Below are 25,618 nucleotides of genomic sequence, written 5' to 3' on the forward strand. Positions count from 1 at the left end.
CAAGCCTTAAATTATGGAGAACAGGGTTTAGATTTAGTAATTGAATGTTTAAATTATCAATCTTGGGATATTCAAATTGCGGCTTATTTAATATTAAATTCTAGAACAGAACCAAAAATTAAACAAATATTAGATAAACCTAATGACGAAGGTTTAAAACTAGAACAAATAGAAGTAGTAACAGTCAACAATTTTGGTGAAATTATTCAACGTCAGCCGCGTGTAGCTAGATATTTCATGGAAGATTTAGGTAATGGTGTGACATTGGAAATGGCTGCAATTCCTGGTGGTACTTTTATGATGGGTTCACCAGAAAATGAAGATGGAAGAAGTGATAGTGAAGGTCCTCAGCATGAAGTTACTATTCCTAGTTTCTTTATGGGAAAACATCCGGTAACACAAGCACAATATCAAGCTATAATTGGGCGTAACCCTTCTTGCTTCAAAGACAACAATCACCCAGTTGTATGGATCAGTAGAAATGATGCAGTAAAATTCTGTGAAAGATTAAGCCAAAAAACAGAAAAAAACTATAGGTTGCCAAGTGAAGCAGAATGGGAATATGCTTGTAGAGCCGGAACAACTACACCATTTTACTTTGGTGAAACTATTACCCCAGACTTAGTAAATTACTATGGTGCTGATACCTACGCATCTGCACCAAAAGGTCAAAACCGAGGACAAACTACAGATGTAGGTTCTTTTCCCCCCAATGTTTTTGGGTTGTACGATATGCACGGTAATGTATCGGAATGGTGTCAAGATAAGTGGCATGAAACTTATATAAATGCGCCTATAGATGGTACTGTTTGGGATAGAAGAAACGGTTATAGTCCTATACTTCGGGGGGGTTCTTGGTGCGACTTTCCTGAGGATTGCCGTTCGGCACGTCGTTTCTATGATGGTGCGTCAGGTAGCAGCCATATCGGTTTTCGGGTTGTATGTAGTGGTGCGGCGAGGACTTAGTAGCACTTAGCACTATGCACTTTTGCTCTTTTCTTGTCTTACCTATTTCACGTGGCGAGAAATTTTTTTGTCTGAATCAGGATATCCAGGATTAAAGGATTTACAAGATTGTAATTTGATGGTTGATAGATGAGATTCATATATTTATTCTTCCATCTCACTTCATTAATATTCACTTTCCTCCATACTAATCATCAACAACTAACCAATAATCAAACAATCACATCCTGTACATCCTCAAATCCTGGACATCCTGATTCTGACATTTATTATTCTTTGCAACTTTGCGCGAAATAAAAACCCAATAAATTAACAACTAATCCCCCTATTTATACATAATGAATAACCCCCATCAACAACTACTCCAACAAATAGACCTCATGCTTCGCGCCCGCTATCCCCTACTATATATAGTCGGAGTCGAAGAAGAACCAATAGAACAAGTCCTGCAACAACTCACCCAAATATCCCAGACACCACGACAACTATTATTATGGGATATCGTCACCGGTTGGGATGACAACGGAACTGATAAAGGTTCAGTCATGGGTGCATTATCAAGAATTACCAAAACCCCAGAAAATACAACCACAATCTTTGTATTGCGAGACATACATTTTATCCTCAAAAACCCCGAAACAGAAAAAAATGCTCCCGTAATTCGTGCTATCAAAAACCTCACCCGTCAACTCAAACGCACACGCCAAACCCTCATTCTCACCAGTTATACTTTAAGCATTCCCCCAGAAATACAAGAAGAAGTTACAGTTATTGATTTTCCCTTACCCAACATCCAAGAAATAGATTATTTAATTCAGCAATTAATAGTCCCCGAAAAACTTAACTTAAATGGACTAGGAAAAGAACAATTAATCAAAGCCTGTCAAGGATTAAGTCGTGCGAGAATTAGAAGAGTTTTAGCCGCCGCTTTAGCAGCCAAAGGACAAATCAATGAAACAGATATTGATAGAGTTTTAGAAGAGAAAAAACAAGCAGTTAGACAAACAGGAATATTAGAATTTTACAACACTACTGAATCCTTAAAAAATGTCGGAGGATTAGAAAATCTTAAACAGTGGGTAAGAATGCGTCAAGATGCTTTTACCGAAGAAGCACGACGTTATGGCATACCCAACCCCAAAGGCGTTTTATTAGTAGGAATACAAGGAACAGGAAAATCATTATCAGCCAAAACTATCGCCCATGAATGGCGTTTACCATTGTTACGTTTAGATGTGGGAAGATTATTTGGGGGAATAGTGGGAGAAAGTGAAAATCGCATTCGCCAAATGATTCAATTAGCAGAAGCAATATCACCCTGTGTATTATGGATGGATGAAATAGATAAGGCATTTGGTAATATTAATAGTGGTGTAGATGGCGACTCTGGAACATCGCGCCGGGTATTTGGTACACTCATTACCTGGATGCAAGAAAAAACCAGTCCGGTGTTTATGGTGGCTACTGCTAATAATGTGCAAATATTACCAGCCGAGTTATTAAGAAAAGGGCGATTTGATGAAATTTTCTTTTTAAATTTACCCACAGAAAAAGAACGCCATGATATTTTTAAAGTCCACTTGCAAAAAATCCGTCCTTCCCGACTGCGAGAATTTGATTTACAAAGACTCGCCAAAAATAGCGAAAACTTTAGCGGTGCAGAAATTCAACAAGTAATTATTGATGGTATGCACCGCGCTTTTGGTAGTTTAATAGATGGTAACAGGCGGGATTTTAACACAGAAGATATTTTAGCTGCGGTATCGGAAACTGTTCCTTTAGCAGCCATAGCTAAGGAACAAATTACCAGTTTAAAACGCTGGGCTGCGGAAGCTGGCGCAAGAACGGCTTCTATTGATACACTGTTAATTGAGGAGTTAAAGGTTTATTCTCAGCAGCAAGGTTTGGGTTTTTTGGAAGTTGATTAAATAATTGATAATTACTCGTTCCTTGTCTCTGACAAGGAATGCAAAAAAGAGGCTCTGCCTCGATATAAAATAGAGGTAGAACCTCTAAAACTGCATTCCCAGTCTGGAGACTGGGAACGAGGAAATAATTGATAATTGATATTTCATAAATGAAAAAAGGAGTTGATTTTTTATGTCTCATTTTACAACTATCAAGGTGCAAATTAAGCAGGGTGAAGTGCTGTTTCAAGTATTAAAGGAGTTGGGTTATCAGGTTGAACAAAATACTCAAGTTCGGGGTTATAGGGGTGATACAATTAGTGCGGAATATGTGATTAAGCAATCTAATGGTTATGATTTAGGTTTTCGTAAAAGTGGAGAAAGTTATGAGTTAGTGGCAGATTTTTGGGGTGCGAAAATTAATCAGCAGGAGTTTATTAATAATATTAGTCAAAAGTACGCCCATAAAACTTTGATGGAAACCATACAAACTGAGGGTTTTAATGTGGAGGAAGAGGAGGTTTTAGCAGATGGTACGGTGCGGGTTTTAGTTGGTAGATGGGTTTAAATAAGAATTGATCCGCCCAACCCCCCTTATTAAAGGGGGCTAAATTCTTCAAAGTCCCCCTTTTTAAGGGGGATTTAGGGGGATCTAAAATGTTAACATTAATTACCAGGAAAAATCATTATGGCTGAATATCAAAAGATAGAATATCGCATTGGTAAAGATGGTAAAATTGTGGAACGGGTTTTAAATGCAACTGGTTCTAGTTGTGTGGAAACTACAAAAGGCTTAGAAAAATCTTTGGGAGAAATAGAATCTCAGGAATTGTTACCGGAATATTATCAAGATGATGAGTTAATTACCACTTCAGAAAATCAATCTTTACAACAACAGTAAACTAGATCCCCGACTTCTTTAAGAAGTCGGGGATCTGAACACACACCAACTACATAAATAATATGCTAGAACAAGTTAATAATATTGCTTTTGCTGTAATTCTCGTATTCATTGTTTATATTATTCTGCGGATATTATTTCCAGAAACTAATGAAAATAAATCAATTAATAATCAATCTGTAATTTCTCCAGATACAGAACAAAAAATAAACGATTTAGAAATTCAATGTCAACGACTGCGAGAAGAATTAAAACAACAATCTCAACAATTACAAGACGATTTTCAATATGAAACTTTCACTCAATTACAAACTTTACTCAGCAATTATCCCACAGTCAAAAAAATGGCTTTAGCTAAACCAGAGTTACCAGCTAAAAATCTTGTTTCTCTATTTACATCATTAGATAATTTAATTACTAATTGGGGTTATACTGCGATTGGTGAAACTTGGGAACAAGTTAATTATAATCCCCAATTACATCAAGCTGATAGTGATGATATTCAAGAAGGTGAATTAGTCTATATTCGTTTTATTGGTTATCAAAATGGTGATAAAATTCTCTATCCTGCTAAGGTTAGTCGCACTTTACCCGGAGGATTCAATTAAAATAAAAAATCAAATAAATTGTAGGTTGGGTTGAGGAACGAAACCCAACATTTATTACTCACAAAGTTTTAAATAATTTATCTATTTTCTTTGAACCCAACGTAAAATATTAATTATCTATCGTTTTTGTTGGGTTGCGCTTCGCTTAACCCAACCTACTAATGATTTATGACAACTATCGCAATTGATTTTGGTACAAGTAATACTGTAATTAGTATTTTAGAAGCTGATACCCAACAACCTAAAAGTTTGCGTTTCCCTAATTTATCCCGTGTATTTGTGGGTGTCACTTCTCAAGGTGAAAGATTGGAATATCCCGTTATTCCTAGTTTATTATTTATTAAATCAACTGATAATATTATATTAGGTGAAGGTGTCCGTAGTCAAAGATTAGGACTTTCTCAAAATTACCCTCCTGAACGGTTATTTAAAAAGTTTAAACGTGATTTGGCTGGAGATTATCAACCACCACCACGTCAAATAGAGGGAATTAATTATAATTCTGTTTCCGTTTCTGAGTTGTTTATTCAAACTATTTGGACAGAAATTAAAAAGCAAAATATCGAACCTAGTCATTTAATTTTTACTGTTCCTGTTGGTGCTTTTGAACGTTATTTAGATTGGTTTCGAGATTTAGGAAAAAAGTTAAATGTTCCAAAAGTGTCAATTATTGATGAATCTACAGCAGCAGCTTTAGGTTATGCGGTAAAAAGTCCCGATAAATTGATTTTGGTAGTAGATTTTGGTGGGGGAACTCTCGATTTAAGTTTAGTTAAAACTGTAAATAATTCTGATAAAAATAATAGTTTACGTGCTGAGGTTTTAGCTAAGTCGGAAGCTTATGTAGGTGGTGAAGATATTGATGTGTGGATAGTTGATGATTATTTGCATTCTCAAAATTTAACACCGGAACAAATTGGAAAAATTGGGTATCAAAATCTCCTGGAAATTGCAGAACGTTTAAAAATTCAACTTTCTAAAAATCAATCTGTTTCTGAAAGTTGGTTTGACGATGAATCTTTTATGTCCTATGAATTAAAAATAGACCGGGAAAAATTAGAGGATATTTTAGAATATAGACAGTTTTTACAACAGTTACGAGATGCGTTAGATGAGGTTTTAGCTTTTGCACTCAGAAAAGGTATTTCTAAAAATGATATTGAACAGGTTTTATTAGTAGGAGGAAGTTGTTTAATTCCCGCAGTTCAACAATTAATTCTTTCTTATTTTGGTAAAAGTAAGGTAAAATTAAATAAACCTTTTGACGCAGTTTGTCATGGTGCATTAGCAATAACCCAAATTACAGAAATAGATGATTTTTTACGTCATAGTTACGCGATTCGTTTATGGGATAATTACAGCCAAAGTTATATTTATCATCCTATATTTAGTAAAGGTACAAAATATCCTTGTCAAAGTTCCCAATGGTTAACTTTACAAAGTGCAAATAATGGACAAAAAGAGATTCGTTTAGATATTGGTGAAGTAGGTGACATAACACAAACAGAAATTGCTTTTGATGCTTCAGGAAGAATGACTTCCAGCACTCTTCAACATCAAGAAAGTTACCGTTCCCTAGATAATCAAAATCAACAGGTTTGTGTGGCAAAACTGAACCCACCAGGAGCAGCAGAATTTGATAGAATATCCGTGTTATTTGAGGTAGATTTTCGACGTATTTTATTAGCAACTGTGAAGGATTTATTGACGGGAGAGATGTTAGTTAATAGGGGTGCAATTTATAAGTTAAACTAATTTGTAATTAATAATAAATTTTCATTAAATGTGATAGCAAATATGAGTTGATTCACACCAATTTACAAATAAATTTTTCATGAAAAAGCCCTCCATGTTTAGATTTAAAAATATTACCCATCGGTTGATATTTAGTTGTGTTGTGGCAGCGATCGCTATTTATGGAGTTTCTTATTGGCAAGCCCACAAACTGTTGCACAAAAGTGTAGATGCTTGGTTGATTGATTTAGCTCAGTCCCGGATTGACACTGTTGCAAATGAGATGGAAGGGAAACTGCAAGCCATTGAAAGAAGTATTCTGCTGTCGATTTATGGTATTGAAAAATCAGCACAAAATTCCAATGCTGTTAATCAAAATTAACTGTTACCACTACTAAAAACCCTAGTCGAAAAACAGCCTCAAATTCAGGCAATTACACTCATCAATGCCAGCAATATTTCTGAGACTGGATGGTACTATGACCGACAGGGAAAATACACCAACCTTAATCCCGAAACAAGCAGAAATTGACTTACCCGTTGCCAAATCAAGGACAATAACCCAATTTCATCTTTTTGGACACAACCCTATCCTCTCAATCATCCATCAGCTATCACTTATTGCGTTCCTTTATCTGCTAATAGTAATAAAAATGATGCATTTAATGTCGATGTTGGTAGTTACGGTTGGGTGAAGACAGCGCAACTACAAACTATAGTAATCCGTTTTGATTTGTGAACTTATTTGTGTGGGTAGGGAACAGGGAACAGGGAACAGGAAAGAAGGGTTTTAGTGTGTACTGAGTCTTGTTCAATAATCAAATAGGAGTCCTATATATTTTTACAAAGTATAAGTGAAATCGTTTACCAACATCCCCGGAACTAAACTACCACCTAATTGCCGGCTTTCATAGGTTCCGACTTCGGGAATAAATTCTTGAAAATCGGTTAAATGTACTAAATTTTCTGCACCCCAGAAACGATAGAGACTTTCATCAAAACGCAGATTTTCAATGGGGGCGACTATTTCGCCATTTTCTACCCAAAAACAGGCATAACGTGTCATACCTGTAATTCTACCACTAGGGCGATCGCTCCAATTTAAATAATGTAAATTAGAAACATATAATCCTGTATTTAAACTGGGTAAAATATCATCAAATGCTAAATTACCAGGGCTGATTTCTGGAGAACGTAATGTTTCTGAACCATTAGCACCGTTAGCAAGTTTATTATATTCTTTAGCGGTGCGAGAATTAACAAGAGTATTGCTCAAAACTCCTTTTTCTATTAAAGGTAATTCCGGTGCAGCCATTTCTCCTAATTCATTAAATCTGGGAACTAAACCGAGTTGGAAGTTTTCTTGCAAATTAAACTTTGGTGAAAGTTGTTTTTCTTGACGTGATAAAACAGCTAAAGCACTATTACCTTGTTGAATGTCTGCTTCACTGATAGCACCCCAAGAAAGCATAGCCAATAAATCAGCAACCGCAGCAGGTGCAAAATAGGTTTTATATTTTCCTCTTGGTAATTCTTGGACTGGACGAGATAGCATTGCTAATTGCTTTTTTCCATCATTTATTTTGGCTAAATAAGCAGATTCATCCCAATTGCTGCCAGCAAAAGTTCCTTTAACAGCTTGTCCTGATTCCATAAACAAAGAATAGTCTAACGTAAAAGAATCAGTAGCAAACCAGTGTTTTTGTCCGCTAGAATCACCATAAGCTCGAATAATAACACCACCAGCATAAAGTCCAGTAAAATCTAAATCAGCTACTGATTCTAAGATATTAGTAACAACTATTTCTGGAGTTAATAATTTTCCTAGATTTACTTCTCGACTAGTATTAGTGCCTGATGGTAAAACTAAATAAGGATCAATAGGTAATAAAGGCAATTCATCACGTAATTCTTGTAAAGCCGAGTATGCTATTTGCCAATCTATTTCCCAATTTCCACTAAAGGGAAAATGACGAAAACTCCGGCGCTTATCTGCCATTAAAGTCAGTACAATAGAAGCATCAGCCACAAAACCCGTTTGTCTAACCTTGGCATGATTGAAGCGAGTAAATTGACTGCCTTCACTATTCAACCTAACAGCAAAACTTTCACCTTCCGCTTTTTTAATCAGCAGAGTTTCTATTAATTGATTAAAATTACTTTCTAAAATCGATAATTCTTCAACTTTCATAAATTACCCTAAAATCACAACAAGCAAATAGACAAAAACCCTCTGCGTACCTCTGCGTTTAAAAAACTCCTCTTAACCTCCCCCAAAAACCTCCACATTAGCAAATACACAAACAGGAGAACCATGTCCAACCCAAATAGCCTGATTAGGTTCTCCCTTACCACAGAAAGGAGTCCCGTACATTTGCCAATTAGAAGCATTACCAACTTGAATTAAGCTATGCCAAAATTCTGGTGTTGTCGCTCGATAGTTGGGATTACGTAAAGTTTTGGTCAATTTACCGTTTTCAATTAACTTAGCATATTCGCAACCAAACTGAAATTTATAACGTTGATCATCTATTGACCAAGAACGGTTAGATTCCATATAAACGCCTTGTTCTATTCCTGATATAATTTCCTCAAAAGTGGCGTTTCCTGGTTCTAAATTTAAGTTGGCCATTCTGTCTATTGCCGGTCGATTCCAGGAAGAAGCACGAGCGCAAGCAACACCTGGTAAATCTGCTCTGGCTTGACTTTCTAAACTGCCTAAACCGCGTTGGAGAATGCCTTTTTTAATGACATATTCTTTGGTAGCTACTGCACCAGTATCATCAAAACCATAACTAGCAAATTCACCTTCAACTGTGGGATCAAAGGTAATATTCATTAATGGCGAACCATATTCTAGTTTACCAAAATCCTCTTTGGTGACAAAGCTACCGCCAGCATAGTTGCGTTCATCTCCTAAAATGCGGTCAATTTCTAATGGATGACCGATACTTTCATGGATTTGCAGCATCATTTGGTCTGGTGCTAAAACTAAATTAGTGCGAATATTTGGGCATTCTTCCGCAGTTAATAATTCTAATGCCTGTTCGCCAACTTGCTGCACTCGATGCCATAAAATATCGGTTTTTAAAAGCTCCCATCCACCTTGATAAGAGTTTGCATGAGCGCCGTTATTGGTACGTGGCTGGACGATTGCACCATCTTGAGCGATCGCACCAAAATGCGTATTAAGGGCGATAATTTTCTGATATACTTCTGAGCCGTTGCTGCTGACAAACCAAGTTTCTTTATCGCTAGTAGCTACAGTGGCGGTGGTTTGAACTATTTTGTCGTTGATTTTCAGCTTTTGGCAAATGCGAATTAGTAAATCGTTGATTTCTCCTGGACTAATCGCATCTAATGGTTCTAAAAAGGGTGATTTATATTCACCTACCACTTTGGGGCGTGTACTTTCACTAACGGGATATATCCACCATGCACTAGCTGCTAATGCTTGTTTATAGGCTATTTCGGCGGCATTTTGCAGGGATGGTAATGCTAAGGAGTTGGTAGCAGCATAACCTAAACAGCCATTTACCATCACTTCTAGCATGGCTCCCATTGTCAAGGATTGGCCGTTGCTTTGGGGTAATCCGTCACGAACATAATGGGATCTCGATGTCTCTTTTACGGCTCTAATCCCAATCCAATCAGCAGGAATGTTGAGTTGAGAAATTGCTTTTTTAAGTTCAAATAACATAGTTACAATTCAAAATTCTGAATTATTTTTTTCACGCAGAGACGCGGAGGCACAGAGAGGAATTTTTTAATTGATTATCTGTGCCAACGTGTACCTTCTTTGCTATCTATTAAGGTAACGCCTTTTGCTAATAGTTCATCACGAATTCTATCTGATTCTGCAAAATTCTTGGCTTTTCGCGCTGCTTGTCTTTCTTGAATTAAATCTTCAATTTCCCCATCACTTAAACTATCTTGGGGATGAGTTTCGGCTTCTGGTTGGGCAGTTAAACCTAAAACATCTGCTAATGTAATTAGGGTTTGCCATGTTTTAAGTAATTCATTGGCTGGGGTTTCTGTTCTTCCTTGATGAACAATGATATTTCCCTCCCGATTTAGTTCTTTGGCTAATTCAAAAATTACTGCTAACCCACCGGGGAAATTAAAGTCATCGTCAACGGCTTCTTTAAATCTCTCAATCTCCGCATTTTGGATTTTGGATTTTGGATTTTGAATGAGGTTAGATTCGTCCCAGCCTAGTTTTTTACTATGTTGATAACCGAAAAGTAAACCTTCTTTGATAGTATGCCAGCCGTTGGTTGCTGCTAATATGGCATCATCGGTAAAATCTATAGGCTTGCGATATTGTGCCATCATCACAAACAACCGCACCGCCATTGGATCTACACCTCGATCTAGCAACTCGCGGATAGTGATAAAATTACCCAATGACTTGGACATTTTTTCACCATCTACCTTCACCATGCCGTTGTGTAACCAATAATTAGCCAGAGGTTTACCAGTTACTGCTTCAGATTGGGCAATTTCGTTTTCATGGTGTGGGAAAATTAAGTCAGCACCACCAGCGTGGATGTCTATAGTATCACCCAAGCGATCGCGTACCATCGCCGAGCATTCAATATGCCATCCTGGGCGGCCTTTTCCCCACGGAGACTCCCACGCAGGTTCGCCGGGTTTTGCAGCCTTCCACAGGGCAAAATCAAAGGGGTATTTCTTCTTTTGATATTCTGCGTCTTCAACATTTACCCGTTCACTCGCACCGGCTTGCATATCTTCTAATTTGCGTCCTGAAAGTTTGCCATATTCTGCAAAACTTTGTACCGCATAATACACATCACCCTGAGATGGATATGCAAAACCTTTATTTTCTAAATCGTGAATTAATCTTTGAATACCATTCATGGTGTGTGTAGCACGGGGATATTCATCAGCTTCTTTAATTCCCAACCGTGACATATCCTCAAAATATGCTTGAATATAGCGTTCTGCCACAACTTCCATTGAAGAATTTTCTTCTCTTGCGCGTCTGAGAATTTTATCATCAATATCCGTAAAATTTTGGATATAACGCACATCATAGCCGATAAACTGAAGATAGCGACGCACTACATCCCAGACAATACACGCTCTAGCATGACCCAAATGGCAGTAATCATAAACAGTCACGCCGCAATAGTACATCTTAACCTTGCCAGGTTCGACGGTGGTAAAAGGTTCTTGACGACGGGTGAGAGTATTGTAGAGAGTTAGGGTCATAACAGAGTAATGGGACAATCAGACGATAAACAATAATAACGCAAGTTGCTGGCGAGGGAGCAGATGAAAATTTTGTAAACTAATAATGGTTGTGAACATCTTGTAGGTTGGGTTAGACGCGGTAATTAATTGATTTAGCACAAATAAATCATAAAACTGCGTCGTAACCCAATATTGGTGTTCACGGTTCATTTATGATCGCTATAGTAATCTTGTCAACACCCGGAGGTAAAGTATGATTCAAGCATTACCCAAAACCAAGCCAGTAACTTTTGAGGAATTTGTACAATGGAAACCAGAAGGCAAGTATTATGAATTACATAATGGAGTAGTTGTTGAAATGAATCAACCTTTAGGCGATCATGAGTGGATTATCATTTTTTTGAATGACATAATCTTTTCAGAATATAAACGGTTAGGTTTGCCCTATGGTATATCGAAAACTGTCTTGGTGAAACCACCTGAAAATGAATCTGCTTACTCACCAGATGTTTTACTACTCAATCCAGCTAATTTACAAAATGAATCTTTCTGGAAAAAATCAGCTACAGTTACTCAAGCTGCATCAATACCATTAGTTATTGAAGTTGTGAGTACAAATTGGCGTGTTGATTATTTAACAAAAGTTAAAGACTATGAAGAAATTGGTATTCTTGAATATTGGATTGTTGATTACTTAGCTTTAGGTGGAACTCCCTATATAGGAAATCCCAAACAACCAACTATTTCTATTTATAATTTAATCAATGGGGAATATCAAGTTAGTCAATTTAGAAAAAATGAAACTATAGTATCACCAACTTTCCCAGAATTGAGCTTAACTGCTAACCAGATTTTTCAAGCTGGTATGTAAATATGTCACCAATGATGCCAACTAGCTAAAATCAAGATAACATTTAAAATACACCAATATCCTACTTCATGATTATGCAAACAACTACGACTTCCGAATCTCACCCAATGGACGCTCCTAAACAAGGTTTACCAGTAACCATTATTACGGGGTTTCTTGGTAGCGGTAAAACTACTTTACTCAACCATATTCTCACAAATCAGCAAGGTGTGAAAACTGCTGTTTTAGTGAATGAATTTGGTGAAATTGGTATCGACAACGAATTAGTTGTTTCCACTGATGAAAATATGGTGGAATTAAGTAATGGCTGTATATGCTGCACCATTAATAATGACTTAGTAGATGCCGTTTACAAAGTTTTAGAAAGGGAAGACAAGCTAGATTATTTAGTTGTAGAAACAACTGGTTTAGCAGATCCTCTACCTGTAGCTATGACATTTCTAGGTTCAGAGTTGCGAGATTTGACCCGATTGGATTCTATTATTACTGTAGTTGATGCGGCAAATTATAGCTTGGATTTATTTAATTCTCAAGCAGCTTTAAGTCAAATTACCTATGGTGATGTAATTATTCTTAATAAGACAGATTTGGTTGATGAAACCACTTTGCAGGAATTGGAAAGAAAAATCAATGATATCAAGGAAGGTTCAAGAATTATTCGGACTACAAAATCCCAAGTTCCACTTCCTTTAATTCTCAGTGTGGGATTGTTTGAGTCTGATAAATATTTCGATTCAGAGGAAGAAGAACACGAAGAACATCACGACCATGATCACGATCATTCTACCTGTGGACATGACCATCATGATGATCATTCTAACTGCGAACATGACCATCATGATCATGAACATCATCACCATCATTCTGACCATTTAGAAAATGATGGTTTTATTTCTATATCTTTCCAAAGTGAAAAACCTTTTTCTATTCGCAAGTTTCAATATTTTCTAGATAACCAACTACCCACAAATGTCTTCCGTGCTAAGGGGATTATGTGGTTTGATGAAAGTCCCCAACGTCATATTTTCCACCTTTGCGGTAAACGCTTCACCATTGATGATGATGAGTGGAAAGGTGAAAAGAAAAATCAATTAGTGCTAATTGGTCAAAATCTAGATAGTGAAACTTTGCTCCAGCAAATAGAAAACTGTATTTGTCTTCCTTCTACTAGTAGAGGTAAAGGATTTGGTAAATAGTAAGTAGCCATCATGAACTGCGTACACCAGGACACATGAGAAACTTCTTATTCCCCTCCACGAAACAGCGGGGAGGGGTTAGGGGTGGGGTCTTATTTTCAAGTCAGTTATTTCCCAGTTATGTAGGTTGGGTTGACGCAAGGAAACCCAACATCTAAAAACTTTATTTATGCGGTTGGTGCAACCTCAGATACAATTAGTACCTCTCATTTAATCGCTGCAAGTTGAGTTTGATAAATGTGGATTTGATCTACCAAACCCTGAATACCAGGAACATCAAAACCATAACTCTGAAAACCCTTCCCGATAGAATTAGTTAAAACCTCTGCACCTTTCCCTTGATAATAAACAGGAACTGGACGGTTTGCATGATTTCCCCAACCATATTTAACTTGAGGTTCAGAACCCCAAAAATGACCAGCTTTTATAGGTTCAAATTCAACAGTTAAAGCTTCTGCACCCTGGTTTTTGAGAAGTTCCCCAAAGTTGGGATTTAAAGTTAGGTAATGATCATGATCTGCGGTGACAATGAGGAGGTTATTTTCCCAACCACCGTTATTTTTAATCCAGTCAATTGTGGTTTTGACGGCTTTATCAAAATCCAAGACTGTTCCAATTAAATTATCTAAGTTATCATCATGAGCAGCCCAATCAATATCACCACCTTCTACCATTAACCAAAATCCATCTTTGTCTTTAGATAAAACTTCTAAAGCGGCTTTAGTTAAATCCTGGAGAGTGGGATTTTCATTAATTTCTCTAGCAATAAATGATTTATCGGTTTCTCCAGGAAGCAGCGGACGAACTGTATCGGGTTTTTGTCCTTGAGAACCAAACAAAGAAAAGATACTCAAACCTGTATTGCTGTAGTCTCCGTTAGCGGTACTGACAGGGAGATTTCCCTCTTGTCCTCTGGCTCCATATAATCCTAACAAGCGATCGCCTTTTTGAGGATCTAACTTACTCGCAGTCCTGGCTAACTTAGTCGCCGCATCTTTCCCCCGTTCTAAAAATGTATAATCGTAGCGGTTTCCATTCGGGTTTTTACTCAATTCTGCGTAGGTTGATTTCGTAATATATTCAAACTTTGTCGGAGGTTCTACTCCCATTGGTAAAGATTCACTATCAGCACCTGTGAGGGGATGACCACCACCTAAAATTACAGTAGGTTGATAAATGCGGAGTTCCTGCTGTAAAATGTTATCCAAACTGGGAAAATCAGCGTCATATTTATTTCGACGATTGACGTTAGCTGCTGCTGCACCAGGAGTAGCATGATCAATGGGGACAGAAGTGACAATCCCTGTAGATTTACCAGCATCAGCCGCAGTTTTGAGAATTGTTTCTAGTGGTTTCTCAAATATATCTACGGAAATAGCGTTGTTATAGCTTTTAACTCCGGTATAAAGAGTAGTAGCTGTATTTGCTGAGTCAGGATAACTGTGCTTGATGTATGCAGGGTCATTTCCAGGTGTCCAAGGATTGATCCCCCCACGAACAGGATCATAACCGACTAAGTTACCAACTGCATCAGCACTGAGGTTTTCTGTACCACCTGATGGTTTATTCCCTGGGTTAAATATGGGTTGAAATTTGAAACCTGGTAAAACTGGACTAGCACCTGTCATAGAAATAGAGTTATCTAGTGCAGAGTTACCAGTACTAAACACGCCATTACCAGGAGCAACAGTTGTACCATAGGTTGTAGCTAAGGCGTAATTATCTAGGGTTTGAAAGCTGAGTCCTTCTCCTTTCCCTGATGTGTAATTATATCCTTTGGCAACAGCAGCAGCGCGAGCCATTTCCCACCCCATACCATCCCCAATCATCAGAATTACGTTCTTGGTCTTGGTTGTGGTTGTAGCTGGGCTGGAATTAGAAGCTATCGCTCCCACTATAATAATCGCTAGGGTTAAGATTCCAGCCAGTAAACTACCTGTTAATCGAATTTGTGAACTAGATTTAACTGTCATAGGTAAAATGCCTCCTCTATGATGAGAGAATATTACATAATGATCACAAAACTTAAAATTCATTTATCATGGCAAAAATTCAGTTTTCTAAAGGCGTTGACGAAGAAGTAATTCCAGAGGTACGCTTGACGCGATCGCGCAGTGGTGATCAAGGTACAGCAACATTTATTTTTACCAATCCACAAATTTTGGGACAAGGTAATACTGAAGAAATCACCGGGATGTACATGATTGACGAAGAGGGAGAAATAATTACCCGCGAAGTTAAGGGTAAATTTGTTAACGGTAGACCAGAAGCTTTAGAAGCCGTTTACCTGATGAAAACCCCCGAAGAATGGGAGCGATTTATGCGCTTTATGGATCGTTATGCCAAGGAAAACGATCTAGGATTGAGTAAATCCTAAGTAGTCACTTAGTCATTGGTCATTGGTCAAACAGGTCATTGGTCACTGGCTAAAACTTATACCATTTTGGATTTTGGATTTGGGATTGTCAAAGATTTAGTAAACAAGTGTTTTACCACTTTCATCTGTCGTTATCATTTTTCTTTCTTGGTATCAAATACCTATGAAACTCCAACCACACCCAGATTCAGTGGGAATAACTGTAACTTGCGCTGTTATTACCGTCAGCGATACCCGCACCACGGAAACAGACAAAAGTGGTCAACTGATTCAACAATTGCTTTTGACTGCTAACTATGCTGTGGGAGTCTACAAAATTATCAAAGATGAACCCGCAGAGATTCAAGCACAGATAGAATTGCTGGGTAAAAATGCTAATTTAGATGCTGTAATATTTAATGGTGGGACAGGAATTGCCCCTAGAGATACCACCTACGATGCTATAGAAAAGTTGCTAGAAAAGACTTTACCGGGATTTGGTGAGTTATTTCGCTTTTTAAGCTATCAAGAAATTGGTTCACGAGCGATCGCATCTCGTGCTGTAGGTGGTATTTATAAAAATAAACTTATCTTCTCTCTTCCCGGTTCCAGTACTGCAGTACTATTAGGAATGGAAAAACTGATTTTACCCGAACTCGTTCATCTTGTTACTCAAATGCAAAAGCTATAATAACAAGATCCCCGACTTCTCAAAGAAGTCGGGGATCTATATTCCCCACATATCAAAAATCTCAAAATTTAATCATTGTTAAGCAGATGGTAGCTAAAATCGCGGCGATTATATAAAAGACCGCAACTACTTGCAATTCTGACCAGCCAGTTAACTCTAAATGATGATGTAAAGGAGCCATTTTGAACAGCCGCTTACCTTTACCATCTGGCCCCTTTGTGGCTTTGTAATAACTAACTTGCGCCATTACAGACAGGGTTTCCACAAAGAAGATCCCACTGAGAATAAACAGGGCTACTAAACTGTTAGTCAACAACGCTACAGCAGCTAAAGCACCTCCCAGGGCTAGGGAACCAGTATCTCCCATAAAAACACGGGCTGGGTTCCGGTTATGCGCTAAAAATCCCAAGCAACTACCACTCATAGCCGCACAGAAAATCATTAATTCCGGTGAGGTGGGTGCAATTATAGCGCCTAATGCGAAAATAGCGATCGCAACTGTTCCCCCTGCTAATCCATCAATTCCATCTGTTAAATTAGTAGCATTACTTTCTGCTACTAACACAAAACCAGCCAAAGGCCAGAAGAAGAATCCTAAAGGTAGGGTAAAACTCACCCAAGGTAAGGCGATATTTGTTATAGTAAAATCTCGGTTAAAAATTATCCACACACAGAAACAAGCCGCAAAAATTATCTGCAAAGCCAGTTTCATCTTTGGAGATATACCTTTATTTGATTTCCGGCGCAAAATTTGCCAATCGTCAATCCAGCCAATCAAACCGTAGCTAATTGTTAAAGCCGAAACAGCCAGTACGTCTTGATGAAAATTAGACAATATACAGCCAACTACCACTGCAACAGGGATGAAAAAAATACCACCCATAGTTGGCGTACCAGCTTTTTTTAGATGGGCTTGGGGACCATCTTCCCGGATGATTTGCCCTGTTTTCAGCGCTTGCAGTAGAGGTACTACCCATTTTCCCACAGCCGCAGCACCTACAGCACATAATAACAAAGGCAACGTCAGCGATGTAGCTTGCCAAGGTAGTCTATTCCCTAGCCAATCTAAAGTCAAGGCTGCTGTACTGAGCAAGAGGGCTAACATAGAGGCCAGCCCAATTCCAGAAATATTTATACTTTGGTCAGGAGATAGTTTAGCGTCCACAGAAAATTTTCCTTCACTCCACACTTAAAAAAACCGACAAACAGAGACTATTGATAAAACTCAGTCTCCACACCTCTTAAGGCTCATCCTCACCTATGCTGATATCGTCGTCATCAAAATCAAGATCGCCAATTCCGTCTTCTCCACCCAATAAATCGGATATTACTGCTTCCGCTTCCGAAAAATTAGGTTCGTGAACATCACGCGCTATAAGACGACGGCTAGACTGCAACCAATCCAGTATAGAGGAATCTTGCTTTGAGGGAATTACAGTAGCTCGCTGGTTGCGGGGTTCCTCACGTAGGGGCGAATTTAACATATCAACGAAGACACGAAGAGGTTTATGTAACTAGACATTAAGAGTCTATCATTTGATACGGCATAATTTAATTAATGATTCAACTCTTTGATTGATAAATCCGAATTAAACAAAAAAGATTATTTAATTACCCTATCGCTAACAGTAAGCCCTTCAACAGATGAATTGCATAGCTATATACATAAAGCATTAATATCTTGTTAATTCTGATTTCATAGGCATATTTTGAGGTAAAAGGCGATGATGACAAAATCTACTCTTCTGGATGCAATCGCTGGTACAAATCGCGGGTTGCTGGCAACTGAAACCCAAAAACAGGCTATCCTAGCAGCGATCGCTAGTTTGGAGGATTTTAACCCCACACCACGCCCTTTGGCAGCCAGCCACTTACTAGAAGGTGATTGGCGATTACTTTACACCACAAGTAAGGCTTTACTAAACCTTGATCGTTTTCCCTTTTACAAACTTGGACAAATTTACCAATGTATTAGAGTAGAAACTACTAGCGTTTATAACATAGCAGAAATTTACGGACTACCTTCTTTGGAAGGATTAGTTAGCGTAGCTGCTAAATTTGAACCAGTCTCAGAACGTCGAGTTCAAGTAAAATTCCAGCGTTCTATTATTGGCTTACAAAAGCTAATTGACTATCAGTCACCTGCAACTTTTATCCAGCAAATTGAATCCGGAAAAAAATTTACTGCCCTTGACTTTCCTATTCAGAGTGACCAACAACAAGGATGGTTGGACATCACCTATATAGATAATGATCTACGCATTGGTAGAGGTAACGAAGGGAGCGTGTTTGTTTTGAGTAAGGCATAGGCGGTTTATTCGCAAGAAGTGTTTGCGAACGACCTTATTCTATTATAAGTACTTTGTCAAGTGGGGTCTGATATTGTTTTGTGTACGGGACAAGGAGATTTGGGGAGATTAACCTGTTAACAGTTCCCCGTTCCCCAATATGACAAATAACTTAACAAACACTCTAGCAACGACCTTCAGGTTGTAGAGTGAAATCAATTAGCCCTAATTTATTGGCAATTGATAATTCAAAGGGAAAATAATCATGGTTCAACGTGGTTCTAAAGTACGTGTTCTTCGCCCCGAATCCTACTGGTTTCAAGATGTAGGAACTGTGGCCTCTATTGACCAAAGCGGTATCAAGTACTCCGTAATTGTCCGGTTTGATAAGGTCAATTACTCTGGTATCAATACCAATAACTTTGCTACTGATGAATTACTAGAGGTTGCACCTCCAGCAGCTAAAGCAGCGAAAAAGTAAACAGTCGCACAGTGTTGGGTGCTGAGTCCTGAGTATAAAAATTGGAAAAAGCAGTAAAATAAATATGCTGGTTCCATCTCCTCGATTTATTTCGTGAAGCATTGCTCCGAACTCAGCACACCCTGCGGTTCGCCTCCCTCTGGGCTTGTACCGCCATCATTACTCTAGAAATGCCTGAACTACCTGAAGTTGAAACAGTCCGACGGGGTTTAAATCAATTAACCCTAAATCAAACAATTACGGGGGGAGATGTGTTGCTACAACGCACCATCGCCTACCCGTTTTCTATTGAAGAATTTATAGAAAGTATTAAAAAAAGCACCATTAAATCTTGGCATCGTCGCGGTAAATATCTTTTAGCTGAACTTTCTCCTCCTTCGACCTGGTTAGGAGTGCATCTGCGAATGACCGGACAATTATTATGGTTAAATCGAGATGAACCTTTACATAAACACACCAGAGTTCGGTTATTTTTTGGGGAAGAACAAGAATTACGCTTTGTTGACCAACGCACCTTTGGGCAAATGTGGTATGTTCCCCCAGGTGTGGCTGTAGAAAGTATTATTACAGGTTTGGCAAAACTGGCTGTAGATCCATTTTCACCAGAGTTCACCGTTGAGTATTTAGCGAATAAGCTGAAAAAATCTCGTCGTCCCATTAAAACTGCATTGTTAGATCAGTCGATAGTTGCAGGATTGGGTAATATATATGCTGATGAGGCTTTATTTAAAAGTGGAATTTTACCAACTACTATCTGTGCAGATTTACAAAGCCCACAAATTGAACCTTTAAGAACAGCGATAATTGAAGTTCTATCCGCAAGTATTGCCGCTGGTGGAACAACTTTTAGTAATTTCCTCAATGTTAAAGGTGTAAATGGCAACTATGGCGGTGAGGCGTGGGTTTACAACCGCACCGGGAAACCTTGTAAAGTTTGTGGTAATGTCATCCAGCGAATTAAGTTAGGTGGGCGTTCTAGTCATTTTTGTTCTCAATGTCAGAAATGAGGGGGATTAAGAAACCTCTCTCTAAATCTCTCTCCTACAAGGAAAGAGACTTTGATTTTAATTCCCCCACTTCCCTTGTAGGGAAGGGGGTTGGGTTCTCCTCTTCCACAAGTGGAAATTGGAATTTATACAGGTCTGGTGGATTGAATTTTTTGAATGGGCAGCGTTTTGTAGTAGGGTCTTTTAGCGCCGTAGCCACCGAAGTAGTTCCAGTCCCCTTCGATATCCCCGGAGGCGCAACCATCCCCGTAGCCGGTTCCCTACTAGCCCTGGGAGCAATGAGAAAAGTTAAAAAGAGCATAGCATTAAAAACCCGCATCGCCAACCCTGTAACCACAACGGTTAGCTAGGATAAACTTTTCTACCTCCACGTTTTCCGTTTTCGATACCTGGCACTCCACCAAAGGATATTTGATCAATAATTATCGGGTAGGGGTTTAGCATTGCTAAACCCCTACATTTTCGTTGTCACTAAATATTACCTAAAGAGTGTAAAATTAATATTTCTTGTCTGAATCAGGTGGTTATCGAGCGAAGTCGAGATAATGTCCAGGGTTAAAGGATGAACAGGACGAAAATAGGCATTTCAGTACCCATTATCCATTACCAGCCTCAACTAGATAACTAGCAACTTGAGTTATTAGTGAAAATTCAATTAAATGACCAATAATTCCTTGATTATACTTTTCACCCGGATTTATTCGTGCAATCAATCCGAAATCCAAAATCCGAAATCCGATGACTCGCTTTATACATGACCAATTTGCAAAACAATATCTAACAGAACTATTAACACCTTACGGACAAGTAGAAACCAGCAAAGATATCACAGCAGAAGTAAGACAAATTGACGTTTTGTTTATTCCTTCACCTCAACCTACACAAAGTCTAGAAATACTCGGACTACTAGGACGAATGGCGACAAATTATGCTATATTTGAACCATTCCGCAATGCCGTCACCAAAAGCGAAATTCGCAGTTGTATGGGTAAATTATTTGACATTCATGCGGACATAGAGCGTCAATCTAACCGCAACAATACCCGTATAAATGAGGCAGAATTACCCAGGTTGTGGATTTTTTCTCCTACTGCTTCAGTGGAACTACTAACAAGTTTTAATACTACAGTCGATGAAGAAAACTGGAGTAAAGGCATTTATTTTTTGGGAGAGGGCTTAAAAACCGTCATTATTGCTATTCACCAACTCCCCAGCACACCAGAAACCCTGTTTCTCAGGATATTAGGTAAAGGGAAAGTTCAACGACAAGCAGTGGAAGAATTAGAAGCAATACCTAAAAACAGTCCGTTCCTTTCCCATATCGTACAATTAGTACATGACCTGATTGCTGTTTTATCGGCTCGTCAACGTCAAGAGCAAGATATTGATAAAGATGACCAGGAGTTGATTATGAAACTATCAGAAATTTATCAACAACAATTAGAAGAACTAAAAAAACAAGGACTCCAGGAAGGACTCCAGGAAGGACGACAAGAAGGTATAGAAAGAGAACGACGCGCTATGATTGAAAGTATCATGCAAGTACGTTTTGGGGAAGTTGATTCAGAATTAGCAGCAATTATCGACTTTCTGATTGCTATGACTAGGGAAGAATTTACTCCTTTGCTTCTACAATCATCTCGTGAAGAATTATTAGCTAGATTTGCCAAATAATTGATGGAAAAATGGACAAATCTGCAATTTCTAAAATAATTTAAAAATTAATCAAAATCCAGAATATAGAGTATTGGGGGGTTGACAATGGCTTGGGGATTTGTTATCATGAAGTCGATAAGGAAGAACTATCTAGCAATAAAAATATAATTTCCTCCTCAACCGCTTACCACCAGAGTAGGCGGTTATATTTGTTTGGGGAAAGAAATTATGCCTTTGGGTCTGGGCGCGAGATAAAATTTTGAGTAAAAGCGTTTATTTTGGAACAAGGGGAACTCATGGCTGTTAAAAAAGGAAATATGGTGCGGGCTATCCGCGAAAAGTTGGAAAATAGTCTAGAAGCTAAAGCTAGTGATTCTCGCTTCCCTGCTTATTTATTTGATAGTCAAGGGGAAGTAGTAGATATTAAGGGTGATTACGCTTTGGTGAAGTTTGGAAAAGTGCCAACGCCAAATATTTGGTTAAAATTAGAACAATTGGAAGAGTTTGCATAACAAACATACATCGTTCTTAATAGTGCTTTAGCTTAAAAGTCAGCAGCATGGTGGGTTACTTTGTCACTAACCCACCCTACTATGATTGAATAATTGCAATTATAGAAAAATTATGTCTTATTCCCCATCTTCCCCAGTTTTGTGTAAATCTCCCCGTGTAACTATTGTGGGTGCGGGTAGAGTAGGTAGCACTTTAGCCCAACGCATTGCGGAGAAAAATTTGGCTGATGTGGTGTTATTAGATATTGTAGAGGGAATGCCTCAAGGTTTGGCTTTAGATTTGCTAGAGGCCAGGGGACTGGAATTACATAATCGGCAAATTAGCGGAACTAATAATTATGCAGATACGGCTAATTCAAATATTGTCGTGATTACCGCTGGTTTTCCTCGCAAACCGGGAATGACGAGAGATGATTTGCTGAAAATTAATGCCAAAATTGTAGTTGATGCCGCCAAAAATGCGATCGCACATTCTCCCCATGCTATCTTTATTGTCGTCACAAATCCTCTGGATGTGATGACTTATTTAACTTGGCAAGCGACAAATTTACCCAGAAATCAAGTAATGGGCATGGCTGGAGTGTTAGACTCAGCTAGGTTTGAAACTTTCATTGCTTTAGAATTGGGAGTTTTACCTGCGGACGTAAAAGCAATGGTTTTAGGTAGCCACGGTGATTTAATGGTTCCTTTAGCCCGTTACGCAACTGTCAATGGTATTCCTATTACAGAATTATTAGATACAGCCACAATTGAACGTTTAGTAGAAAGAACCCGTAACGGTGGCGCAGAAATTGTGGAATTAATGCATACAGGCGGCGCGTTTTTTGCTCCTGCTTCTGCTACTTCTTTAATGGTAGAATCAATTTTATTAAATCAGTCGCGTTTGTTGCCAGTTGCAGCTTATCTGCAAGGTGAATATGGTTTAAATGATATTGTCATTGGTGTTCCTTGTCGTTTAGGATACGGTGGAGTTGAGAGTATTTTAGAATTAACTCTCAGTGATCAAGAAAGTTCAGCTTTGCAGACTTCAGCCCATTCTGTACGCCAAAATATTCAAAGGGCGCAGGAAATTTTAGATACGAAATCATAGAGTTTTTGCCAAAAGAAAGATACAGATAAAATTCACTTATACAAGATGTTTGTTCACGAATTTATAGAACCCCTATCCAAACAATACTGTTCGGTTAAGGATTTTTGTAGGTTGGGTTGAACAAAGTGAAACCCAACAAATGCCTGTAAATGTTGGGTTTCGTGCCTCAACCCAACCTACGTAATTTCATTTTTTTGAGCTTAACCGACAAGTATTGCCTATCCAAACCTCTCCCCGCACCCCTCCCCTACAAGCAAGGGAAGAGGAGAAACTTTTAATACGGGAGAGGCTTGAATCTCTTAATTTTTTTCGTTCTTCACAAATGATTTAACTGCCCCTCTCCGCGTCGGAGAAGGGTTGGGGAGAGGTTCATCGAATTTTTTTCAACTTAAATTCATCAAATTTAACAACTTCAGAATTAGGCTTTCTCGTATCAAAACGATAGCTGCTAATAGTACCTGTTCCTGTGTCGAAAATGCTAAAAACTGTAATCTCATTACTAGCAATATAAGGCATCGGTTTACCATCTTCTCCTAACAATGGAGAAATAGTTGGTATGATTGGTTCTAAACCATTAGGATCGCCAATTGCTGTATAATCTTCTTGATAGTTTGTTGGTACTTCTCGCTTTCTTCCACCCCAAGCAGCACCGTAAGAATTACCAACATTAGAAGTCTCTAGAAAGTGCATCCCACTCGAACTTACAAAGCGATTCCATAAATGGGAATGTCCATAAAATACTAACTGCACTTTTGCAGCTTCTAATAAAGGGAGAACATCACGAATTATATAATCTGCACTTTTGGGATAGTTATAACTAACTGCTTTGATATTTCCTTCGTTATCTCTTTCAATTATACTTACTGGATTAGTATAAGCTGGAATAATATTATCACCCAATGTATGCGGCGGATGATGAAACATCACAACTTTATATTTTGCTTGTTCAAATTCAGGACTTTTTAATTCTTGTTTCAGCCAATTATATTGTTGACTACGCTCAAAAATCGGCTCATAAATCAACTGTCCATAACCCCAATTTTCAGGATAGTTAAAATCTTTTTTGGGTTCTATATATCTACCTTTAATTTGCGAATCTAATTGAGGATGTCGCCACATATTAGTAATGTACAATACTACTAAGCGGACATCACCAAAAGTAACTGCATAATATGTTTTGCCCCCGGCTTTAGTTTGGGGTAATGTAAAAATTTCTTCGTAAGTGTCAGTATTGAAAGAATTATTTTTTAGTGTTGTTTCCCCATACAATTTTTGGGCAACTTCACGAGGAATAGTATCATTAAATTCATCATCTAAACTTGCTGTTCTCGCAAATCTCCCCATGACTTCATGATTACCAATAGAAGTAAACATAGGTGCATTTTGAATAATCTTCCCTCCGGTGTAAGTTACTTTTGCACCGTTGTTTTCCATTTGATAATTAGCACGACCTTGCAAACCTGGAAATAAAGCATTTCCTCGGTTATCATCAAACCATTCGGAAGCGCGGTCTGGAACGTTGACTAAATCTCCTGCAAACCATACCCCGTCCACATTTCCCACTGTTTCTACCACTTTTTGCAGATTCGCTGCTGTCATGGGTTTAAGCTGGTGGTCGGAAGTGAGGAGAATTTTTAAAGCTGTACCAGGTTTGGGAGTGGGTACAAGGGTAAAAACTTCGCTGCTAACGCTTGCTCCATCTTCTCGTATACTAGTAACGTGATAGGGAATCCGCACATTAGCAACTAAACCTGTAACTTCGGCTTCGTGTCGCCAAATTTCACGTTTGACAGGTTTTTGATAAATTTGCCCGTTCTTGGTTTGATTTGCTACTCTTGATTGTTGGTCTTCTCTAGTGCGGCTGAGTTTAGTAGTTTTTGCAATTGCACTTTGATCAAGTTTTTCACCATAGATGACTAAGTGTTTATCACCTACAAACTCAGTAAACCAAACTACTCGCACTGAAGTTTCAGTTGGTAGTTGCAAAAACGGGTCTGTCAGCAGTTGGGGTGCTGATATCATGATTGTTTGCCCAAAAGAATACACGCTTAATAGAGTAAGGCATAACAACAGGATAAGTACAGCGGTTAAAGAGCTTTGATAGCTGCTTATGCTTTTAAACATAACTGTTATACGA

At 38.3% G+C, this 25,618-nt stretch carries 24 protein-coding genes and 1 pseudogene; 18 read left to right on the plus strand and 7 right to left on the minus strand.

Annotation, left to right across the window (positions count from 1 at the left end):
* Nucleotides 1-171: 171 nt before the first annotated feature.
* The 7 genes and pseudogenes from A9Y75_RS05120 to A9Y75_RS29365 all read left to right on the plus strand — a co-directional run.
* Nucleotides 172-966 (plus strand): annotated as a pseudogene (locus A9Y75_RS05120) (formylglycine-generating enzyme family protein); the annotation flags it as partial.
* A 338-nt stretch (nucleotides 967-1,304) separates the two neighbouring features.
* Entirely contained in the window at nucleotides 1,305-2,894 is a 1,590-nt protein-coding gene (locus tag A9Y75_RS05125) for an AAA family ATPase (protein ID WP_071188453.1), read from the plus strand.
* 172 nt (nucleotides 2,895-3,066) lie between these two features.
* On the plus strand, nucleotides 3,067-3,441 hold the full coding sequence (locus tag A9Y75_RS05130; protein WP_071188454.1) for a DUF1257 domain-containing protein: 375 nt from the start codon (nucleotides 3,067-3,069) through the stop codon (nucleotides 3,439-3,441).
* A 120-nt stretch (nucleotides 3,442-3,561) separates the two neighbouring features.
* Nucleotides 3,562-3,774, plus strand: a complete 213-nt coding sequence (locus tag A9Y75_RS05135) for a DUF2997 domain-containing protein (RefSeq protein ID WP_071188455.1) — start codon at nucleotides 3,562-3,564, stop codon at nucleotides 3,772-3,774.
* Nucleotides 3,775-3,836: 62 nt separating this feature from the next.
* Nucleotides 3,837-4,382, plus strand: coding sequence for a molecular chaperone GrpE (locus tag A9Y75_RS05140; RefSeq protein ID WP_071188456.1), 546 nt, complete (start codon nucleotides 3,837-3,839; stop codon nucleotides 4,380-4,382).
* Between the two features lie 168 nt (nucleotides 4,383-4,550).
* The gene (locus tag A9Y75_RS05145) at nucleotides 4,551-6,137 is read left to right on the plus strand and encodes an Hsp70 family protein (protein WP_071188457.1); all 1,587 of its coding nucleotides are present in this window, start codon (nucleotides 4,551-4,553) and stop codon (nucleotides 6,135-6,137) included.
* A gap of 79 nt (nucleotides 6,138-6,216) precedes the next feature.
* Complete coding sequence (locus A9Y75_RS29365; RefSeq protein ID WP_236721329.1) at nucleotides 6,217-6,498, plus strand: hypothetical protein; 282 nt, start codon at nucleotides 6,217-6,219, stop codon at nucleotides 6,496-6,498.
* A 459-nt stretch (nucleotides 6,499-6,957) separates the two neighbouring features.
* Here A9Y75_RS29365 and A9Y75_RS05160 read toward each other — a convergent pair whose 3' ends face one another.
* The 3 genes from A9Y75_RS05160 to cysS all read right to left on the minus strand — a co-directional run bounded on the left by A9Y75_RS05160 (nucleotide 6,958) and on the right by cysS (nucleotide 11,351).
* Nucleotides 6,958-8,307 carry a TldD/PmbA family protein gene (locus A9Y75_RS05160; protein ID WP_071188460.1) on the minus strand — a complete coding sequence of 450 codons (1,350 nt, stop codon included), beginning with the start codon at nucleotides 8,305-8,307 and terminating at the stop codon, nucleotides 6,958-6,960.
* A 72-nt stretch (nucleotides 8,308-8,379) separates the two neighbouring features.
* Complete coding sequence (locus A9Y75_RS05165) at nucleotides 8,380-9,816, minus strand: TldD/PmbA family protein (RefSeq protein ID WP_071188461.1); 1,437 nt, start codon at nucleotides 9,814-9,816, stop codon at nucleotides 8,380-8,382.
* Nucleotides 9,817-9,890: 74 nt separating this feature from the next.
* Nucleotides 9,891-11,351 (minus strand): cysteine--tRNA ligase, encoded by a 1,461-nt coding sequence (gene cysS, locus A9Y75_RS05170; RefSeq protein ID WP_071188462.1) that lies wholly within the window; start codon nucleotides 11,349-11,351, stop codon nucleotides 9,891-9,893.
* A 235-nt stretch (nucleotides 11,352-11,586) separates the two neighbouring features.
* Between cysS and A9Y75_RS05175 the strand changes: the two genes are divergently transcribed.
* Nucleotides 11,587-12,204: a Uma2 family endonuclease gene (locus A9Y75_RS05175; RefSeq protein WP_071188463.1), complete on the plus strand. Its 618-nt coding sequence runs from the start codon at nucleotides 11,587-11,589 to the stop codon at nucleotides 12,202-12,204.
* 74 nt (nucleotides 12,205-12,278) lie between these two features.
* Nucleotides 12,279-13,400: a GTP-binding protein gene (locus A9Y75_RS05180; protein WP_071188828.1), complete on the plus strand. Its 1,122-nt coding sequence runs from the start codon at nucleotides 12,279-12,281 to the stop codon at nucleotides 13,398-13,400.
* 206 nt (nucleotides 13,401-13,606) lie between these two features.
* Here the strand turns inward: A9Y75_RS05180 and A9Y75_RS05185 are convergent, their stop codons facing one another.
* Nucleotides 13,607-15,373, minus strand: a complete 1,767-nt coding sequence (locus A9Y75_RS05185) for an alkaline phosphatase (RefSeq protein WP_071188464.1) — start codon at nucleotides 15,371-15,373, stop codon at nucleotides 13,607-13,609.
* 68 nt (nucleotides 15,374-15,441) lie between these two features.
* Here A9Y75_RS05185 and psb28 point away from each other — a divergent pair, with 68 nt between their 5' ends.
* Together psb28 and A9Y75_RS05195 are read left to right on the plus strand one after the other, a co-directional pair.
* Nucleotides 15,442-15,777 carry a photosystem II reaction center protein Psb28 gene (psb28, locus tag A9Y75_RS05190; RefSeq protein ID WP_071188465.1) on the plus strand — a complete coding sequence of 112 codons (336 nt, stop codon included), beginning with the start codon at nucleotides 15,442-15,444 and terminating at the stop codon, nucleotides 15,775-15,777.
* A 163-nt stretch (nucleotides 15,778-15,940) separates the two neighbouring features.
* Nucleotides 15,941-16,447 (plus strand): molybdenum cofactor biosynthesis protein B, encoded by a 507-nt coding sequence (locus tag A9Y75_RS05195; protein ID WP_071188466.1) that lies wholly within the window; start codon nucleotides 15,941-15,943, stop codon nucleotides 16,445-16,447.
* A 61-nt stretch (nucleotides 16,448-16,508) separates the two neighbouring features.
* Here the strand turns inward: A9Y75_RS05195 and mraY are convergent, their stop codons facing one another.
* Both mraY and A9Y75_RS05205 read right to left on the minus strand, forming a co-directional pair.
* Nucleotides 16,509-17,612, minus strand: coding sequence for a phospho-N-acetylmuramoyl-pentapeptide-transferase (mraY, locus tag A9Y75_RS05200; protein ID WP_071188829.1), 1,104 nt, complete (start codon nucleotides 17,610-17,612; stop codon nucleotides 16,509-16,511).
* 76 nt (nucleotides 17,613-17,688) lie between these two features.
* Entirely contained in the window at nucleotides 17,689-17,931 is a 243-nt protein-coding gene (locus A9Y75_RS05205; RefSeq protein ID WP_071188467.1) for a DUF3134 domain-containing protein, read from the minus strand.
* Nucleotides 17,932-18,171: 240 nt separating this feature from the next.
* Here A9Y75_RS05205 and A9Y75_RS05210 point away from each other — a divergent pair, with 240 nt between their 5' ends.
* The 7 genes from A9Y75_RS05210 to mdh all read left to right on the plus strand — a co-directional run bounded on the left by A9Y75_RS05210 (nucleotide 18,172) and on the right by mdh (nucleotide 23,481).
* On the plus strand, nucleotides 18,172-18,756 hold the full coding sequence (locus tag A9Y75_RS05210) for a PAP/fibrillin family protein (RefSeq protein ID WP_071188468.1): 585 nt from the start codon (nucleotides 18,172-18,174) through the stop codon (nucleotides 18,754-18,756).
* Nucleotides 18,757-19,000: 244 nt separating this feature from the next.
* On the plus strand, nucleotides 19,001-19,216 hold the full coding sequence (locus tag A9Y75_RS05215; RefSeq protein ID WP_071188469.1) for a photosystem I reaction center subunit IV: 216 nt from the start codon (nucleotides 19,001-19,003) through the stop codon (nucleotides 19,214-19,216).
* Nucleotides 19,217-19,386: 170 nt separating this feature from the next.
* On the plus strand, nucleotides 19,387-20,223 hold the full coding sequence (locus A9Y75_RS05220; protein ID WP_071188470.1) for a DNA-formamidopyrimidine glycosylase: 837 nt from the start codon (nucleotides 19,387-19,389) through the stop codon (nucleotides 20,221-20,223).
* A gap of 152 nt (nucleotides 20,224-20,375) precedes the next feature.
* A complete protein-coding gene (locus A9Y75_RS27300; protein WP_143046363.1) occupies nucleotides 20,376-20,573 on the plus strand; it encodes a hypothetical protein in 198 nt (65 codons plus the stop codon).
* A gap of 388 nt (nucleotides 20,574-20,961) precedes the next feature.
* Nucleotides 20,962-21,897 (plus strand): hypothetical protein, encoded by a 936-nt coding sequence (locus A9Y75_RS05230; RefSeq protein ID WP_071188472.1) that lies wholly within the window; start codon nucleotides 20,962-20,964, stop codon nucleotides 21,895-21,897.
* Between the two features lie 278 nt (nucleotides 21,898-22,175).
* A complete protein-coding gene (locus A9Y75_RS05235) occupies nucleotides 22,176-22,391 on the plus strand; it encodes an NAD(P)H-quinone oxidoreductase subunit O (RefSeq protein ID WP_071188473.1) in 216 nt (71 codons plus the stop codon).
* Nucleotides 22,392-22,503: 112 nt separating this feature from the next.
* A complete protein-coding gene (mdh, locus tag A9Y75_RS05240) occupies nucleotides 22,504-23,481 on the plus strand; it encodes a malate dehydrogenase (RefSeq protein ID WP_071188474.1) in 978 nt (325 codons plus the stop codon).
* A gap of 369 nt (nucleotides 23,482-23,850) precedes the next feature.
* Here the strand turns inward: mdh and A9Y75_RS05245 are convergent, their stop codons facing one another.
* Entirely contained in the window at nucleotides 23,851-25,503 is a 1,653-nt protein-coding gene (locus A9Y75_RS05245; protein WP_071188475.1) for a metallophosphoesterase, read from the minus strand.
* Nucleotides 25,504-25,618 lie beyond the last annotated feature (115 nt).

The organism is Trichormus sp. NMC-1 (assembly GCF_001858025.1).
GTDB lineage: Bacteria > Cyanobacteriota > Cyanobacteriia > Cyanobacteriales > Nostocaceae > Anabaena.

What these genes read in the sequence shown, in the direction of transcription:
- A9Y75_RS05185 (WP_071188464.1), bottom strand. Translation starts at nt 15,373, where the DNA reads ATGACAGTTAAATCTAGTTCACAAATTCGATTAACAGGTAGTTTACTG.
- A9Y75_RS05215 (WP_071188469.1), top strand. Translation starts at nt 19,001, where the DNA reads ATGGTTCAACGTGGTTCTAAAGTACGTGTTCTTCGCCCCGAATCCTAC.
- A9Y75_RS05235 (WP_071188473.1), top strand. Translation starts at nt 22,176, where the DNA reads ATGGCTGTTAAAAAAGGAAATATGGTGCGGGCTATCCGCGAAAAGTTG.
- A9Y75_RS29365 (WP_236721329.1), top strand. Translation starts at nt 6,217, where the DNA reads ATGAAAAAGCCCTCCATGTTTAGATTTAAAAATATTACCCATCGGTTG.
- A9Y75_RS05125 (WP_071188453.1), top strand. Translation starts at nt 1,305, where the DNA reads ATGAATAACCCCCATCAACAACTACTCCAACAAATAGACCTCATGCTT.
- A9Y75_RS05230 (WP_071188472.1), top strand. Translation starts at nt 20,962, where the DNA reads ATGACTCGCTTTATACATGACCAATTTGCAAAACAATATCTAACAGAA.
- A9Y75_RS05145 (WP_071188457.1), top strand. Translation starts at nt 4,551, where the DNA reads ATGACAACTATCGCAATTGATTTTGGTACAAGTAATACTGTAATTAGT.
- A9Y75_RS05220 (WP_071188470.1), top strand. Translation starts at nt 19,387, where the DNA reads ATGCCTGAACTACCTGAAGTTGAAACAGTCCGACGGGGTTTAAATCAA.
- A9Y75_RS05180 (WP_071188828.1), top strand. Translation starts at nt 12,279, where the DNA reads ATGCAAACAACTACGACTTCCGAATCTCACCCAATGGACGCTCCTAAA.
- A9Y75_RS05175 (WP_071188463.1), top strand. Translation starts at nt 11,587, where the DNA reads ATGATTCAAGCATTACCCAAAACCAAGCCAGTAACTTTTGAGGAATTT.
- A9Y75_RS05130 (WP_071188454.1), top strand. Translation starts at nt 3,067, where the DNA reads ATGTCTCATTTTACAACTATCAAGGTGCAAATTAAGCAGGGTGAAGTG.
- mdh (WP_071188474.1), top strand. Translation starts at nt 22,504, where the DNA reads ATGTCTTATTCCCCATCTTCCCCAGTTTTGTGTAAATCTCCCCGTGTA.
- A9Y75_RS05165 (WP_071188461.1), bottom strand. Translation starts at nt 9,816, where the DNA reads ATGTTATTTGAACTTAAAAAAGCAATTTCTCAACTCAACATTCCTGCT.
- A9Y75_RS05245 (WP_071188475.1), bottom strand. Translation starts at nt 25,503, where the DNA reads ATGATATCAGCACCCCAACTGCTGACAGACCCGTTTTTGCAACTACCA.
- A9Y75_RS05210 (WP_071188468.1), top strand. Translation starts at nt 18,172, where the DNA reads ATGATGACAAAATCTACTCTTCTGGATGCAATCGCTGGTACAAATCGC.
- A9Y75_RS05195 (WP_071188466.1), top strand. Translation starts at nt 15,941, where the DNA reads ATGAAACTCCAACCACACCCAGATTCAGTGGGAATAACTGTAACTTGC.
- A9Y75_RS05135 (WP_071188455.1), top strand. Translation starts at nt 3,562, where the DNA reads ATGGCTGAATATCAAAAGATAGAATATCGCATTGGTAAAGATGGTAAA.
- A9Y75_RS05205 (WP_071188467.1), bottom strand. Translation starts at nt 17,931, where the DNA reads ATGTTAAATTCGCCCCTACGTGAGGAACCCCGCAACCAGCGAGCTACT.
- cysS (WP_071188462.1), bottom strand. Translation starts at nt 11,351, where the DNA reads ATGACCCTAACTCTCTACAATACTCTCACCCGTCGTCAAGAACCTTTT.
- psb28 (WP_071188465.1), top strand. Translation starts at nt 15,442, where the DNA reads ATGGCAAAAATTCAGTTTTCTAAAGGCGTTGACGAAGAAGTAATTCCA.
- A9Y75_RS05140 (WP_071188456.1), top strand. Translation starts at nt 3,837, where the DNA reads ATGCTAGAACAAGTTAATAATATTGCTTTTGCTGTAATTCTCGTATTC.
- A9Y75_RS05160 (WP_071188460.1), bottom strand. Translation starts at nt 8,307, where the DNA reads ATGAAAGTTGAAGAATTATCGATTTTAGAAAGTAATTTTAATCAATTA.